The following is a 15,131-nucleotide window of genomic DNA, read 5'->3' on the forward strand; positions in this document are numbered from 1 at the left end:
GAATTCGTTAAACCGCAGGCAACAAAAAAGCAGCCCGCAGGCTGCTTTTTTTTGCATCGGAAGCTGGACTTAAGCCAGTTTTTCCTTGATGCGAGCTGCTTTGCCCGACAGGTCGCGCAGGTAGTACAGCTTGGCTTTACGTACGTCACCGCGACGCTTGACAGCCATGCTGTCGATTTGCGGGGAGTAGGTCTGGAAAGTACGCTCTACGCCAACACCGTTGGAGATTTTACGAACGGTGAATGCACTGTTTACGCCGCGGTTACGCTTGGCGATAACAACACCTTCGAACGCTTGCAGACGCGAACGGTCGCCTTCCTTCACTTTCACCTGAACGACAATGGTGTCGCCCGGGGCAAAGGTAGGGATCTCTTTGGTCATCTGCTCTGCTTCGAGTGCAAGGATGATTTTGTTAGTCATGCTGTGCTCCTAAGGTAAATCGTCGGATCTACCATCGATACGTTGTTAACTATCGTCCCGCTCGCGGATGTATTCCTCGAGCAGCTTCTTCTCTTCTCCAGAAAGCGAGCGGCTTTCCAGAAGATCGGCGCGTCGTTCAAAGGTCCGACCAAGGGACTGCTGTAAACGCCAACGCCGGATGTGCGCGTGATTGCCACTTAGCAATACGTCGGGAACACGCTGATCCGCATACACCTCCGGTCGGGTGTAGTGCGGGCAATCCAGCAAACCATCCGTAAAGGAATCTTCCTCGGCGGAGTCCGCATGCCCTAAAGCTCCAGGCAGCAGTCGTGTAACCGCATCGATCAGGACCATCGCCGGCAGCTCGCCGCCAGACAGTACATAGTCGCCAATCGACCACTCTTCATCGACATGAGCATCAATAAAACGCTCGTCAATGCCTTCATAGCGGCCGGCAATCAGGATCAATGCATCCAGATTCGCCAACTCGCGTACCGCCGACTGAGTCAGTTGACGGCCTTGGGGGGACAGGTAAATCACCTTCGCCGCCTCCCCGGCTGCTGCCTTGGCCTGAACCAGAGCATCTTCCAGGGGCTTGATCTTCATCACCATGCCCGGACCACCGCCAAACGGGCGATCGTCCACAGTGTGATGTCGATCCGTCGTGTAGTCTCGCGGATTCCAACAGGTGAGCTGCAAGAGCCCCTGTTTCACCGCCCGACTGGTGATGCCGTACTCGCTGATGGCGGAAAACATCTCGGGAAACAGACTGATCACTTCTACGCGCAAGTTAGCCACGCTTAGAAATCCGCGTCCCAATCCACCTTCATCTCGCCCGCGGCCAGGTCGACGGCCAACACGCATTGCTCCGTATAGGGCAACAGGCGTTCGCGATCATCCAGGCTGCCAGCGCAAGGCTTGACCACCATGACATCGTTCGAGCCGGTCTCCAGCAGGTGATCGATTTTTCCGAACAGTTGTCCGTGCGTATCGATGACCTTGAGACCTTCCAGCTGGTACCAGTAGTACTCGCCGTCGGTCAGTTCAGGGAACAGGTTGCGCGGCACGCAGATCTCATAACCGGCCAGAAGACGAGCTTCTTCGCGATCATCGAGACCCTTGAGCTTTGCGACCAGGAACTTGTCATTCCCGCGTCCGCTGACCAGCTCTACCTGCTTTACATTACCGTCACGCTTGAGCGTCCAGGTTTTGTAGTCCAGCAGGTTTTTAATCGGATCAGTAAAGGAGTACACCTTCACTTCGCCGCGAACGCCGTGAACAGAATAAATCTTGCCGATAACGATCAAATCATCAGCAATGGCTGGCGTCGCGTTCATATTGCTCAGGCCGCAGCCTTAGCAGATTCCTTCAACAACTGAGCAACGCGCTCAGAAGGTTGTGCACCAACGCTCAGCCAGTAGGCTACGCGCTCTTGGTTCACAGACAGACGAACTTCCTGACCACGGGCAACAGGGTTGAAGTAGCCAACCTGTTCCTTGTGCGAACCGTCGCGCGGGTTGCGGCTGTCGGTTACGGTCAAGTGGTAAAACGGGCGCTTTTTGGAGCCGCCAAGGGCAAGACGGATTGTTAGCATGTGAACATCGTTCCTGTAGTCGGTGCTGCAAATCTAAAGGCACAGCGGGCATGGGTGCCCGAAAGGCCGCATATTCTAAGGAATATCCGGACTTTTGCAAATGACTTTTTCCGGCGGTCTATCGGCCGCCATGCAGATTTGCTATAGAGCCGTCGTTGAAAACGGCCGGTCAGCTCCCGCCAAGTGCGGGTTTGCTGGAGATCCCGCTTCCTTGCGGGTCTGCGCCGGTGCGATGACCGGCGCGGATTTTTTACATCTTTGGCATGCCGCCGCCGGGCAACATTCCGCCCATGCCGCGCATCATCTTGGCCATTCCGCCTTTTGCAGAGAACTTCTTCATCATCTTCTGCATCTGCTTGTGCTGCTTGATCAAGCGGCCGATGTCCTGCACCTGGGTGCCGGAACCCATGGCGATCCGGCGCTTGCGCGAACCACTGATCATCTCAGGGTCGCGGCGCTCGGCCGGGGTCATGGAGTTGATGATGGCTTCCATCTGCTTGAATTGCTTCTCTGCCGCACCCTGGGCGTTGCCCATTTGCGCCAGGTTCACGCCACCCATGTTCGGCAGCTTGTCCATGAGCCCGCCGAGGCCGCCCATATTCTTCATCTGTTGCAGCTGATCGCGGAAGTCTTCGAGGTCGAAGCCCTTGCCCTTCTTCAGCTTCTTGGCCAGTTTGTCGGCCTTGTCCTTGTCGAGGGTCGCTTCCGCCTGCTCGATCAGACTGAGCACGTCGCCCATGCCGAGGATGCGCGAGGCGATACGCTCAGGATGGAACGGATCGAGCGCTTCGCTCTTCTCGCCCATACCGATGAACTTGATCGGCTTGCCGGTGATGGCGCGCACCGACAGTGCGGCACCGCCACGGGCGTCACCGTCGACCTTGGTCAGGATCACACCGGTCAGCGGCAATGCATCGCCGAAGGCCTTGGCCGTGTTGGCGGCGTCCTGGCCGGTCATGGCGTCGACCACGAACAGGGTTTCGACCGGGTTGATCGCGGCGTGCAGGGCCTTGATCTCGCCCATCATCTCTTCATCGATGTGCAGGCGACCGGCGGTATCGACGATGACCACGTCGATGAATTTGAGTTTGGCTTCCTTAATAGCCGCTTGCGCGATCGCGACCGGCTTCTGGCTCAGGTCGGACGGGAAGAAGGTAACGCCGACTTCACCGGCGAGCATTTCCAGCTGTTTGATCGCCGCTGGACGATAAACGTCGGCGGACACGACCATGACCGACTTCTTCTTGCGCTCTTTAAGGAAGCGCGCGAGCTTGCCGGCGGTGGTGGTTTTACCAGCGCCCTGCAAACCTGCCATGAGGATGACCGCTGGCGGCACTGCGCTCAGGTTCAAATCTTCGTTGGCCGCGCCCATCAGGCTTTCGAGTTCGGCCTGGACGATCTTCACGAAGGCCTGGCCCGGCGTCAGGCTGCGTGACACCTCGGTGCCGACGGCGCGTTCCTTGACCGAATTGACGAAGTCCTTGACCACCGGCAGGGCGACGTCGGCTTCGAGCAACGCCATGCGCACTTCACGCAGGGTGTCTTTGATGTTGTCTTCAGTCAGCTTGGCCTTGCCGGTGACATGGCGCAGCGTCTGCGAGAGACGGTCGGTTAAGTTTTCAAACATTGCGCGATCCTTTCAGGCCCTGTGTAGACCGGGATAATGGCGGCCCGGACCGGACTAAACGTGTGCTCGGCGAGCCTGCGGCGTGGGCAGGTCGCGGATTATAGCGAAGACTGCGGCCGGCGGACACCTCGCCGTCGGGTTGCGCGGTCTTTCGTGTGGCGGGGGTTCTATGCCAAACTCAGCGACTTTCGGGCTTGCCTAACAGGATTTATGCTCCCCTTGTCACCCAGCTTGCTAACTACTCTCGCCGCCGCCTGCTTGTACGCCGCTGCGACCATTTACCAGGGCACTCGCCTGGCGTCCGGCGCCAAGGTCAACAAACGCCTGCTGGTCATGCTCGGCGTGCTCGCCGTATTGGCCCACAGCGCCAGCCTGCTCACCCACCTGCTGACCCCGACCGGCCTGGCCCTGGACTTCTTCAGTGCCGCCAGCCTGATAGCCGTGGCGGTCATCGCACTGACCCTGCTGGCCTGCTCGCGGATTCCGGTGGAGAACCTGCTGGTCCTGCTGCTCCCGCTTGGGGCCTTGACCGTGTTGCTGGCGCATTTTGCTCCCGCCGGCACGGTACAGGTCATCGTTGAGGAGCCGGGCATCCTCGCCCACATCCTGCTTTCGATCCTGGCCTACGGCATGTTCACCATCGCGGTGTTCCAGTCTTTGTTGCTGCTGATTCAAGACCATCAGCTCAAGCACAAGCACCCATCCGGGCTGATCAAGAACTTCCCGCCACTGCAAACCATGGAAAGCCTGCTGTTCGGTTTCCTCTGGGCCGGCTGGACGCTGTTGTCGCTATCGCTGATTTCCGGCTGGCTGTTCGTCGAGAACCTGTTCGCCCAGCATCTGGTGCACAAAACACTGCTGGCCTGCCTGGCCTGGGTCGTTTTCAGCGTGCTGCTGTGGGGACGCAATCGCCTTGGCTGGCGCGGGCACAAAGCCATTCGCTGGACCCTGGCCGGTTTTTGCCTGTTGATGCTGGCGTATTTCGGCAGCAAGCTGGTTCGTGAATACATCCTGCATATCTGACGGGCGGCATTAATGGACGACTTGCCCATAGGGCCGATGCTCGCGGTATTGACCCTGCTGGTTTTATGGTCAGGGCTGTTTACCGCCATCGAAGCGGCGCACCAGCATTTGCTGGCCCAGCGCACCGCAACGCGTTCCAGCGACAAACCGGTAGCGAAACTCAGCTTCCCACTGGCCAGCCTGATTTTTTGCAACACCCTCTGCCGTGCACTCGTGGTGGTCATCAGCACCTTGCTGGCCTTGTTCACCTGGGCCGAGAACGGCCCGTGGGTCGCCTGCCTCGGAGCGGGCGCCATGTTGCTGGTGTTTTCCGACTATTTGCCACGCGCCCTCGCCACCCGCTATCCGGATGCGATCCTGGCCCAGGGCAACAACCTGCTGCGGTTGCCGCTGAAAATCATCTATCCCGCGGCATGGCTGCTCAACAGCATCAGTCAGCTGCTGACGCGCCCATTCGCCCGTAAAGCCAAAGTGGTGCAACAAAGCGAGGACGAAACGCTGACGGAGCGGCATGCGCCCTCCGAAACCGCAAGCCGCCCCCACCCGCTGCCAGGCATCCACGCGCTGGACAACATTACCGTCAATGACATCCTGGTACCGCGTAGCGACGTGGACGGCATCAATCTCGATGACTCCATCGAGGAAATCATCGAACAACTGCGCCACAACAAGCGCACGCGCCTGCCGGTGTTCCACAGTGATATCAACCAGGTCGAAGCCGTCCTCAACACCCGACACATCCTTCACTTGCTGCCCGATGCGAGCCTGACCAGGGAAGCGTTGCTGGCGGCCAGCCACGAGCCGTACTTCGTGCCGGAAAGTACCCCGTTGCAACTGCAACTGCTCAACTTTCACAAGCAGCAGCGGCGCCTGGGCATGGTGGTCGACGAATACGGCGAAGTGCTGGGCATCGTCACCCTGGAAGACATTCTCGAAGAAATCGTCGGCGAGTTCGAAAGCCAGCAGAGCCTGGACAACCCACACATACATCCGCAAGCCGACGGACGCCTGGTGATCGACGGTGCCGCGTCCATTCGCGAGCTGAACAAGAGCCTCGGCTGGCACCTGCCCAGCGATGGCCCGAAAACCCTGAACGGTCTGGTCACCGAGGCCCTGGAAACCATTCCCGAAAGCGCGGTGTGCCTGAAGATCGGCCGGTATCGCCTGGAAATTCTCGAGACCGAGGAAAACCGTGTCACGCGAGTGCTGATCTGGCAGACCAGCCCGATGCCTGTCGTTATCTAAAACCCGACAAAAATCCCTGTCCTCGCAAGCCCTCTTGTTCGATCGTTAGCCACCTTCCTATAATCGAAACGCTTACCCAAGCCTCGCCGGCCCCGTGCTTACCCCGCACGTCGCAGCATCCGGCCTGTCCACCAGCAAAGTCCGCAACAAACCGACGACTGTTCCTACCTTGAACAGCGACCGTGCCTCCGCCCACATCCCTGGGTTCTCGACCATAATAATTCGCTCCACTGGAGCACATGACTGTCAGGGATAACCGCATGACGACCAGCACGACTTACAGCGACTCCACACCTGCGCAACCGACGAACTCCGCCACCCGCGTGGCCACCGCAAGCTTCATCGGTACCGCCATCGAGTTCTACGACTTCTACGTCTATGCCACCGCCGCCGCGCTAGTGATCGGCCCGGTGTTCTTTCCGCAGACATCCGGCACCGCCCAGATGCTTTCGGCTTTTCTCACGTTCGGCATCGCCTTCCTTGCACGCCCCTTGGGTTCGGCCCTTTTCGGTCACTTCGGCGACCGTATCGGCCGCAAGTCGACCCTGGTCGCCTCGCTGCTGCTGATGGGCGTGTGCACCACGCTGATCGGCGTGCTGCCGGGATACGACAGCATTGGCGCCTGGGCACCGATCCTGCTTTGCGTCCTGCGCTTCGGCCAGGGCCTTGGATTGGGCGGCGAATGGGGCGGCGCGGCATTGCTGGCCACGGAGAACGCGCCGAAAGGCAAGCGCGCGTGGTTCGGCATGTTCCCGCAGCTGGGTCCATCCATCGGCTTTCTGGCGGCCAACGGCCTGTTCCTGACCCTGGCCGTGGTGCTGGATGACGAACAGTTCCGCTCATGGGGCTGGCGTATTCCGTTTCTGCTCAGCGCCGCACTGGTGATGGTCGGCCTGTACGTTCGTCTCAAGCTGCATGAGACCCCGGTATTCGCCAACGCCATGGCGCGCCAGGAACGAGTGAAGATCCCGCTGTTCGAGCTGTTCGGCCAATACTGGGTACCCGTCTTGCTGGGAGCCGGCGCGATGGTCGTGTGCTACGCGCTGTTTTACATCTCCACCGTGTTTTCCCTGAGTTACGGCGTGGCAACGCTCGGCTACAGCCGCGAAACCTTCCTCGGCCTGTTGTGCTTCGCGGTGTTGTTCATGGCTGCCGCCACCCCGCTGTCGGCCTGGGCCAGCGACCGTTATGGGCGCAAGCCGGTGCTGATCATCGGCGGTGTGCTGGCGATCCTGTCCGGCTTCCTCATGGAACCACTGTTGACCCAAGGCTCGACCTGGGGCGTGGCGTTGTTCCTGTGCATCGAACTGTTTCTGATGGGTGTGACATTTGCGCCTATGGGGGCGTTGCTGCCGGAGCTGTTCCCCACCCACGTGCGCTACACCGGCGCCTCGGCGGCCTACAACCTGGGCGGTATCGTCGGTGCTTCCGCGGCGCCGTTCTTCGCCCAGAAACTGGTGGCGATGGGCGGGTTGAGTTATGTCGGCGGTTATGTGTCCGCGGCGGCGGTGCTGAGTTTGATCGCGGTGCTGTGCCTGAAGGAAACGCGACATAACGATTTGAATCAGGTCGCCTGACAGATTGCTTTCGCGGGCAAGCCCGCTCCCACAGTTTTTTGTCGAACCACTATTTTGTGATCGACACTGATCCTGTGGGAGCGTGGCTTGCCCGCGATGGCGTCATTGCAGACAAAACACTCCCCCAAAAAACCACAACTTTTCCCCCACCCATTGTCACCTCGCTCTACGCGCATGGGCTCATCCCCGCTATACTTCCCGGCTTTTCCTGAATAAATGCCAATAGGGTCCCGCCGCGCATGGATAAGACCTACCAGCCGCACGCCATTGAAACTTCCTGGTACAACACCTGGGAGTCAGAGAATTACTTCGCCCCGCAAGGCGCGGGCGAGTCCTACACCATCATGATCCCGCCGCCGAACGTCACCGGCAGCCTGCACATGGGTCATGGCTTCAACAACGCGATCATGGACGCCCTGATCCGTTTCCGCCGCATGCAGGGTCGCAACACCCTGTGGCAGCCGGGCACCGACCACGCCGGTATCGCTACGCAGATGTTGGTGGAGCGTCAGCTCGAAGCCAAGGGCCAGAGCCGCCATGACCTGGGCCGCGAGAAATTCCTCGAGAAAGTCTGGGAGTGGAAAGATGAGTCCGGTGGCAACATCAGCCGTCAGATCCGTCGCCTCGGTTCGTCCGTAGATTGGAGCCGCGAGCGCTTCACCATGGACGACGGCCTCTCGGAGGCCGTTAAAGAGGCTTTCGTCCGCCTGCACGAAGACGGCCTGATCTACCGCGGCAAGCGCCTGGTCAACTGGGACACCAAGCTGCACACGGCGATTTCCGACCTCGAAGTGGAGAACCACGACGAGAAAGGTTTCCTGTGGAACCTGAAATACCCGCTGGCCGACGGCGCCAAGACCGCTGAAGGCAACGACTTCCTGATCGTCGCGACCACTCGCCCGGAAACCATGCTCGGCGACTCCGCCGTGGCCGTTAACCCGAACGATGAACGCTACAAAGCCCTGATCGGCAAATTTGTCGAGCTGCCACTGGTTGGCCGCCGCATCCCGATCATCGCCGACGATTATTGCGACCCTGAATTCGGCACCGGCTGCGTGAAAATCACCCCGGCCCACGACTTCAACGACTATGAAGTCGGCAAGCGTCACAACCTGCCGCTGCTGAACATCTTCGACAAGAACGCATCGGTCCTGCCGGCTTGCCAGGTGTTCAACCTCGACGGCACGCTGAACGAAACCATCGACGGCAAGATCCCGGCCGAATACGCCGGTCTCGACCGCTTCGAAGCGCGCAAGCAGATCGTGGCCGCATTCGACGCCGCCGGCCTGTTGGTCAGCGTTGACGATCACGCCCTGAAGGTACCGAAAGGCGACCGCTCCGGCACCGTCATCGAGCCTTGGCTGACCGACCAGTGGTACGTGTCCACCAAGCCTTTGGCCGAGCCTGCGATTGCCGCCGTTGAAGACGGCCGTATCCAGTTCGTGCCGAAGCAGTACGAAAACATGTACTTCTCGTGGATGCGCGACATCCAGGACTGGTGCATCAGCCGCCAGTTGTGGTGGGGCCACCGGATTCCGGCCTGGTACGACGAGTCGGGCAAGGTCTACGTCGGTCGCGACGAAGCCGAAGTGCGGGCCAAGCACAACCTCGGCCCGGACGTTGCGCTTCAACAGGACAACGACGTTCTCGACACCTGGTTCAGCTCGGGCCTGTGGACGTTCTCCACCCTCGGCTGGCCGGAAAAAACCGAGTTCCTGAAGAAATTCCACTCCACCGACGTCCTCGTGACTGGCTTCGACATCATTTTCTTCTGGGTTGCCCGGATGATCATGCTCACCATGCATTTGGTGAAAAACGAAGACGGCACTCCGCAGGTTCCGTTCAAGACCGTCTACGTCCACGGCCTGGTGCGCGATGGCCAGGGCCAGAAGATGTCCAAGTCCAAGGGCAACGTCCTGGACCCGTTGGACATCATCGACGGCATCGAACTCGAAGCCCTGGTGCAGAAGCGCACCTCCGGCATGATGCAGCCGAAACTGGCGAAGAAGATCGAGAAGCAGACCCGCGACGAGTTCGCCGAAGGCATCGCCAGCTACGGCACCGACGCCCTGCGCTTCACCTTCTGCTCGCTGGCGTCCACCGGTCGTGACATCAAGTTCGACATGGGCCGCGTCGAAGGTTATCGCAACTTCTGCAACAAGATCTGGAACGCGGCGCGCTACGTACTGGACAAGGGCGAAGACTGCGGCCAGAACGGCGAAGCCTTTGAGCTGTCCCTGGCTGACCGCTGGATCATTTCGCAGCTGCAGCGCACCGAAGCCGAAGTGACCCGCCAGCTTGACCAGTTCCGTTTCGACCTGGCAGCACAAGCCTTGTACGAGTTCATCTGGAACCAGTATTGCGACTGGTACCTGGAACTCTCCAAGCCTGTGCTGTGGGACGAAAACGCACCGGTCGAACGCCAGCGCGGCACCCGTCGCACCCTGGTGCGCGTACTGGAAGTCGCCCTGCGTCTGGCGCACCCGTTCATGCCGTTCATCACCGAAGAAATCTGGCAGCGCATCGCGCCGCTGGCCGGCATCGAAGGCAAGACGATCATGCTGCAACCTTGGCCAGTGGCCAATGAAACACGCATCGATCAGGCGGCCGAAGATGACATCGAATGGCTCAAGGGCCTGATGCTCGGCACCCGTAACATCCGCGGCGAAATGAACATCGGCCCGGGCAAACCGCTGCCGCTGTTCCTGAAGAACGTCAGCGCCGAGGACCAGCGTCGCCTGACCGAGAACGAAGCCCTGCTGAAGAAGCTGGCGCGCCTGGAATCGATCACCGTGCTGGCTGCTGGCGAAGAAGCACCGCTGTCCGCCACCGCGCTGGTCGGCGAGATGGAAGTGCTGGTGCCAATGGCCGGCTTGATCGACAAAGGTGCGGAACTGGCGCGTCTGGACAAGGAAATCCAGCGTCTGCAAGGTGAAGTGCAACGAGTCGGCGGCAAGCTGTCCAACGCCGGTTTCGTTGACAAGGCACCGGCTGAAGTCATCGAGAAAGAACGCGCCAAACTGGCCGAGGCCGAACAGGCCCTGGGCAAGCTGGCCGAGCAGCATGCGCGGATTGCCAGCCTGTAACGGCGAGTCGCAATGAAAAAGGGAGGCCAGCAATGGCCTCCCTTTTTTGTGCCTGCTGTCCCATTTTCCCAAACGCCAAAAATCCCCTGTGGGAGCGAGCTTGCTCGCGACGAGGCCATAACATTCAACATCAATATTGACTGACCGACCGCCATCGCGAGCAAGCTCGCTCCCACAAGGGACAGCGGTGTTTGCCACAATTGGGTTCACACGGGCCGGATGTGGGACAATGCCCGCCACTTTTAGCCATACCCGAATCGACCACCGCCATGACCGCCCCCCGCTCCCCCAAGCCTGCGCGCAAAAAGCCTGCCCCGAAGACCCCGGCCACGGCCGTCGCCCCGAAGGAAAAGGCCAGCCTGCACCCGCGCAATCGCCATCAGGGTCGCTACGACTTTCCGGCGCTGATCAAAAGTGCCCCGGAACTGAAGAAATTCGTAATCATCAATCCGTACGGCAAGGAAAGCATCGACTTCGCCAGCCCGGAAGCCGTGCGGGTGTTCAACCGAGCACTGCTCAAGTCGTTCTATGGCATCGCTCACTGGGACATTCCGGCCGACTACTTGTGCCCACCGGTGCCAGGCCGCGCCGATTACGTGCACTTCCTCGCCGACCTGCTGGCCAGTGGCAATGACGGTGTGATCCCCCGTGGCGCCGCCGTGAAGGTGCTGGACATCGGCATGGGCGCCAACTGCGTGTATCCGCTGATCGGTTACAGCGACTATCGCTGGCAGTTCCTCGGTTCCGATATCGATGCGACCGCCATCGCCGCGGCGAAGGCGATCATTCAATCCAATGGCCTGAACAAAGCGATCCAGGTACGCCAGCAGAGCAACCCCAAGCAGATCCTCACAGGCCTGCTGGAGAGCGCAGAGCGGTTCGACCTGACCATGTGCAACCCGCCATTCCACGCCTCGCTGGACGAGGCCACACGGGGTAGCACACGCAAATGGCGAGCCCTGGGCAAGGCCGATCCGAAACGCAAGCTGCCGGTATTGAACTTTGGCGGCCAAGCGGCGGAATTGTGGTGTGAGGGCGGAGAAGTGCGTTTCGTCACGCAACTGGTCAGCGAGAGTGTGCAGGTGGCGCAACAAGTGCTGTGGTTCAGCACACTGGTGTCGAAGGCGTCGAACCTGCCGGCGATCCAGGCGGCCCTGAACAAGGCCGGCGCGCTGGATAGTCAGGTAGTGGAAATGGGTCAGGGACAGAAGCAGAGCCGCTTCGTGGCGTGGACCTTCCAGACTCCAGTCCAGCAACAGGTTTGGCGCGAACGTTGGGCGCCTAAAAACTAAAACACGTCCACCTGCAGGAGCGAGCCTGCTCGCGAAAAACCTGAGAGCAACGCGTTCATTCAGACTGCCCGCGTTATCGTTTGCGCCCATCGCGAGCAGGCTCGCTCCTACAATCGCAGGCACAAAAAAACCGTGCCCGGATCGCTCCGGTGCACGGTTTTTTTTAACAAGTCTTACTTGTTAACAGCGTCGGTCAGGCCTTTGGCCACAACCAGCTTGATCACTTTCTTGGCAGCGATTTCGATGGCAGCGCCAGTCGAAGGGTTACGGCCAGTACGGGCAGGGCGCTCAGTCACTTTCAGCTTGCCGATACCTGGCAGAGTGATTTCGCCGCCGTTTTCCAGCTGATCGGCAACGATTTGGCCCAGTTGGTCCAGAGCGTTACGCGCGGTGGTTTTCGGCGCGTCGATAGCTTCAGCGATGTCGGCGATCAGTTGGTCTTTAGTAAGAGCCATTTAGTGTTCCTTCCCTATCAAATTCATATGGATTGCAGAGTGCAATGTCAGCTATCGAGCCCGATCTTCTGGATCTGGCACCCTCGGCCAAATAACCTCGGGATCGGGGTTATAGATACCGAAATCAGGGTTTGGTTCGACCTGACAAATGCTGACTGCACGCTTAACGCAGTGACTTCGCGCAAGACCGGGCAAAGCTAGCACAGAGACGGGGAAATATCCGCCTCCAGCTACCCATTTGGTCAGCTTTATTGCTCTAAATCGGGAAAAAATCGCATAAGCGCCGCCGGTCGCCCGGGAATTGCCCTTCGCACCGCGCCAAAACCAGTGGTTGCGGTACACTGGGTGCTTTTTCGGGGGAGCGCGCCCTCCTCTCTTCATTCAGCCGAGAAGCCCATGCCGATCCGTCATTGCATCGTCCACCTGATCGACAAAAAACCCGACGGCACACCTGCAGTTCTCCACGCCCGCGACTCTGAACTGGCTGAGTCTGCGGCCATCGAGAACATGCTCGCCGACCTCAACGAAAGCTATAACGCCAAACAGGGTAAAGCCTGGGGCCTGTTCCATCCGGAATCCGGCGCGTTCCCGTTCAGCGGCTGGCTGAAGGAGTACCTCGAGGGCGGTCAGGATTTCACTGCGTTCAGCCGCGTGGCGGTCGAGCATCTGCAGAAACTGATGGAGGAGTCGAACCTGTCGGTCGGTGGCCACGTGCTGTTCGCACACTATCAGCAAGGCATGACCGACTACCTGGCCATCGCCCTGCTGCACCACAGTGAAGGCGTGGCCGTAACCGACGAACTGGACGTGACCCCATCCCGCCACCTCGACCTTGGCCAGTTGCACCTGGCGGCGCGGATCAACGTTTCCGAGTGGCAGAACAACAAACAATCCAAGCAGTACATTTCGTTCATCAAAGGCAAGAACGGCAAAAAGGTTTCGGAGTATTTCCGCGACTTCATTGGCTGCCAGGAAGGCGTCGACGGTCCGGGTGAAACCCGCACCCTGCTCAAGGCCTTCAGTGATTTCGTTGAAAGCGAAGACCTGCCGGAAGACGACGCCCGCGAGAAGACCAAGACCCTGGTGGATTACGCCAGTAGCCAGGCCAAGCTCGGTGAGCCGATGGGCCTGGAAGAGTTGTCGGGGCTGATCGACGAAGAACGCCCGAAGGCTTTCTACGATCACATCCGCAACAAGGATTACGGCCTCTCGCCGGAAATCCCGGCCGATAAACGCACCCTGAACCAGTTCCGCCGATTCACTGGTCGCGCCGAAGGCCTGTCGATCAGTTTCGAAGCACACCTGCTGGGCTCGAAGATCGAGTACGACGAGGAAGCCGGCACGTTGATCATCAAGGGCCTGCCCACTTCGCTCACCGATCAGCTGAAGCGTCGCAACTGATGCTCGGCGGCGTGCTGAAGAAATTCCTGCTGATCCTGCTGGTGGTCGTGGCCTATCAGAACTGGGGCAAGATCGAGCGGGTGTTCAATCCATTGCAAGTGGTGTCGGCGCAGACGCAGGCCAAGGCCAACGTTGTGCTCTACGCCACCGAATGGTGTGGTTACTGCAAGCTGACCCGGCGCTTCCTCGATCAGAAAGGCATTGCGTACAAGGAGTTCGACATCGAGAAGGATGCTGCCGCGCGCGAGGACTATCAGGCGCTGGGTGGTGGGGGCATTCCGATCATCGATGTGAACGGGACGCTGATTCGCGGGTATGACCCGGATGCGATTCTGGCAGCGCTGAAGTAACTGTGGGAGCGAGCTTGCTCGCGATGAGGCCAACACAGCCAACAATTTTGTCGAATGTCAGTCCGCCATCGCGAGCAAGCTCGCTCCCACAAAGTTTTTTTCAGCAGGCTTCGATCCGGAAACCAAACCGCGGGAAGTGCACATGCACCACACCGCCGCGCTCGTCCTCGCGCCGCACAATCAGTTCTTCGCGGCCGGCAAACAGTAATTCCCCCGCCACCGGATCAACACCATAGTCCGTGGCCGCGATGACCACCTGCTGACCCGCCGTGAACCCGTTGGGATCGACGAACTGCTCATCCGGCAATGCCGCTGGCGTGGACGTGCGCGCCACTGCCAGAGCCTCCTCGGAGCTCATCTCGCTGGATGCGCCATGACCGAAGCCCAATACCCGCGCATGCCATGCATTGACTGCCGGATAAGCTTCGACCAGCGGAGCCGTCACCGGCGTGGCCTTGAGGAACCAGAGGCAATGAGCCAGGGCGAAGTCGGCAATCGACGGCTCGCCAAACAGGTAGTCCCCCTCCTCGCGCTGCAACTGCTGTTCCAGACGCGACATGATCGTCGGCCACTGGTGCTTCGCCTGTTCGGTAGACAATTTTGTCGCGCTACCACCACTGAACAATCCGGCGCGGTCGGCCAGGAACGCCTTGATCGCTTCCTGCGGTAAATTACCGAAACGCACGGCAATCGATTCCGGCTGGAACACCAGGCTCACCGCATGCTGGAACACCACCGAATCAGCCCAGGCGGCAAAGGACGCGGCGATCATTTCCTGACCTTCCGGGAAGAACGCCGGCAAGGCCTTTTCCTGCTCCAGTCGCCGGGCAATCAATGCCGTGTCGCAATAGATATCGGCACCGACCTGCAACACCGGTGTCTTGCGGTAGCCACCGGTCAACGCCGTGAGATCCGGTTTTGGCATCACTGGCGAGATCTTCACCGAGCGCCAGGACAAGCCCTTGAAGCCCAGCAGCAGGCGGGCCTTCTCGGCAAAGGGGGACGTCGGGTAATGATGCAGAATCAACTCGGACATGCTCGGCTCCGCCGCAAGGATCAGG

Annotated in this window: 14 protein-coding genes; 7 read left to right on the forward strand and 7 right to left on the reverse strand. The window is 59.8% G+C overall.

What is annotated here, in order from left to right:
* Positions 1-69: 69 nt before the first annotated feature.
* The 5 genes from rplS to ffh form a co-directional block, all read right to left on the reverse strand.
* A complete protein-coding gene (gene rplS / locus AC1Q6Y_RS04745) occupies positions 70-420 on the reverse strand; it encodes a 50S ribosomal protein L19 (RefSeq protein WP_003175895.1) in 351 nt (116 codons plus the stop codon).
* A 45-nt stretch (positions 421-465) separates the two neighbouring features.
* Positions 466-1,218 carry a tRNA (guanosine(37)-N1)-methyltransferase TrmD gene (gene trmD / locus AC1Q6Y_RS04750; RefSeq protein ID WP_007897583.1) on the reverse strand — a complete coding sequence of 251 codons (753 nt, stop codon included), beginning with the start codon at positions 1,216-1,218 and terminating at the stop codon, positions 466-468.
* Positions 1,219-1,220: 2 nt separating this feature from the next.
* The gene (gene rimM / locus AC1Q6Y_RS04755) at positions 1,221-1,757 is read right to left on the reverse strand and encodes a ribosome maturation factor RimM (protein ID WP_057713414.1); all 537 of its coding nucleotides are present in this window, start codon (positions 1,755-1,757) and stop codon (positions 1,221-1,223) included.
* 5 nt (positions 1,758-1,762) lie between these two features.
* Positions 1,763-2,014 carry a 30S ribosomal protein S16 gene (gene rpsP, locus AC1Q6Y_RS04760; RefSeq protein WP_007972721.1) on the reverse strand — a complete coding sequence of 84 codons (252 nt, stop codon included), beginning with the start codon at positions 2,012-2,014 and terminating at the stop codon, positions 1,763-1,765.
* Between the two features lie 250 nt (positions 2,015-2,264).
* Positions 2,265-3,641, reverse strand: coding sequence for a signal recognition particle protein (gene ffh, locus AC1Q6Y_RS04765; protein WP_090457559.1), 1,377 nt, complete (start codon positions 3,639-3,641; stop codon positions 2,265-2,267).
* A gap of 210 nt (positions 3,642-3,851) precedes the next feature.
* On the opposite strand from ffh, the gene AC1Q6Y_RS04770 reads away from it, so the two are divergent.
* The 5 genes from AC1Q6Y_RS04770 (at position 3,852) to rlmF (ending at position 11,864) form a co-directional block, all read left to right on the forward strand.
* Positions 3,852-4,664: a cytochrome C assembly family protein gene (locus AC1Q6Y_RS04770; protein ID WP_154860474.1), complete on the forward strand. Its 813-nt coding sequence runs from the start codon at positions 3,852-3,854 to the stop codon at positions 4,662-4,664.
* 12 nt (positions 4,665-4,676) lie between these two features.
* A complete protein-coding gene (locus tag AC1Q6Y_RS04775) occupies positions 4,677-5,909 on the forward strand; it encodes a transporter associated domain-containing protein (RefSeq protein ID WP_492624101.1) in 1,233 nt (410 codons plus the stop codon).
* Positions 5,910-6,169: 260 nt separating this feature from the next.
* Complete coding sequence (locus AC1Q6Y_RS04780; RefSeq protein ID WP_057713410.1) at positions 6,170-7,486, forward strand: MFS transporter; 1,317 nt, start codon at positions 6,170-6,172, stop codon at positions 7,484-7,486.
* A 239-nt stretch (positions 7,487-7,725) separates the two neighbouring features.
* Positions 7,726-10,572, forward strand: coding sequence for a valine--tRNA ligase (locus tag AC1Q6Y_RS04785; RefSeq protein ID WP_057713409.1), 2,847 nt, complete (start codon positions 7,726-7,728; stop codon positions 10,570-10,572).
* Positions 10,573-10,841: 269 nt separating this feature from the next.
* Positions 10,842-11,864, forward strand: a complete 1,023-nt coding sequence (gene rlmF, locus AC1Q6Y_RS04790) for a 23S rRNA (adenine(1618)-N(6))-methyltransferase RlmF (protein ID WP_057713408.1) — start codon at positions 10,842-10,844, stop codon at positions 11,862-11,864.
* A gap of 173 nt (positions 11,865-12,037) precedes the next feature.
* On the opposite strand, the gene AC1Q6Y_RS04795 is transcribed toward rlmF, so the two are convergent.
* Complete coding sequence (locus AC1Q6Y_RS04795) at positions 12,038-12,319, reverse strand: HU family DNA-binding protein (RefSeq protein WP_007905514.1); 282 nt, start codon at positions 12,317-12,319, stop codon at positions 12,038-12,040.
* Between the two features lie 396 nt (positions 12,320-12,715).
* Here AC1Q6Y_RS04795 and yejK point away from each other — a divergent pair, with 396 nt between their 5' ends.
* Together yejK and AC1Q6Y_RS04805 are read left to right on the forward strand one after the other, a co-directional pair.
* On the forward strand, positions 12,716-13,720 hold the full coding sequence (gene yejK / locus AC1Q6Y_RS04800) for a nucleoid-associated protein YejK (protein ID WP_008018580.1): 1,005 nt from the start codon (positions 12,716-12,718) through the stop codon (positions 13,718-13,720).
* Positions 13,720-14,070 (forward strand): glutaredoxin family protein, encoded by a 351-nt coding sequence (locus AC1Q6Y_RS04805; protein ID WP_492624102.1) that lies wholly within the window; start codon positions 13,720-13,722, stop codon positions 14,068-14,070. The genes yejK and AC1Q6Y_RS04805 overlap by 1 nt, the downstream gene beginning before the upstream one ends.
* Positions 14,071-14,170: 100 nt before the next feature.
* Here the strand turns inward: AC1Q6Y_RS04805 and AC1Q6Y_RS04810 are convergent, their stop codons facing one another.
* A complete protein-coding gene (locus AC1Q6Y_RS04810; protein WP_057713406.1) occupies positions 14,171-15,106 on the reverse strand; it encodes a glutathione S-transferase family protein in 936 nt (311 codons plus the stop codon).
* Positions 15,107-15,131 lie beyond the last annotated feature (25 nt).

It is taken from the genome of Pseudomonas sp. GW823-FHT06E10 (genome assembly GCF_058794995.1).

Bases quoted from the DNA above. Each gene is read 5' to 3' on its own strand.
- rplS (WP_003175895.1), bottom strand. From the start codon at position 420: ATGACTAACAAAATCATCCTTGCACTCGAAGCAGAGCAGATGACCAAA.
- rimM (WP_057713414.1), bottom strand. From the start codon at position 1,757: ATGAACGCGACGCCAGCCATTGCTGATGATTTGATCGTTATCGGCAAG.
- rpsP (WP_007972721.1), bottom strand. From the start codon at position 2,014: ATGCTAACAATCCGTCTTGCCCTTGGCGGCTCCAAAAAGCGCCCGTTT.
- ffh (WP_090457559.1), bottom strand. From the start codon at position 3,641: ATGTTTGAAAACTTAACCGACCGTCTCTCGCAGACGCTGCGCCATGTC.
- AC1Q6Y_RS04770 (WP_154860474.1), top strand. From the start codon at position 3,852: ATGCTCCCCTTGTCACCCAGCTTGCTAACTACTCTCGCCGCCGCCTGC.
- AC1Q6Y_RS04775 (WP_492624101.1), top strand. From the start codon at position 4,677: ATGGACGACTTGCCCATAGGGCCGATGCTCGCGGTATTGACCCTGCTG.
- AC1Q6Y_RS04780 (WP_057713410.1), top strand. From the start codon at position 6,170: ATGACGACCAGCACGACTTACAGCGACTCCACACCTGCGCAACCGACG.
- AC1Q6Y_RS04785 (WP_057713409.1), top strand. From the start codon at position 7,726: ATGGATAAGACCTACCAGCCGCACGCCATTGAAACTTCCTGGTACAAC.
- rlmF (WP_057713408.1), top strand. From the start codon at position 10,842: ATGACCGCCCCCCGCTCCCCCAAGCCTGCGCGCAAAAAGCCTGCCCCG.
- AC1Q6Y_RS04795 (WP_007905514.1), bottom strand. From the start codon at position 12,319: ATGGCTCTTACTAAAGACCAACTGATCGCCGACATCGCTGAAGCTATC.
- yejK (WP_008018580.1), top strand. From the start codon at position 12,716: ATGCCGATCCGTCATTGCATCGTCCACCTGATCGACAAAAAACCCGAC.
- AC1Q6Y_RS04805 (WP_492624102.1), top strand. From the start codon at position 13,720: ATGCTCGGCGGCGTGCTGAAGAAATTCCTGCTGATCCTGCTGGTGGTC.
- AC1Q6Y_RS04810 (WP_057713406.1), bottom strand. From the start codon at position 15,106: ATGTCCGAGTTGATTCTGCATCATTACCCGACGTCCCCCTTTGCCGAG.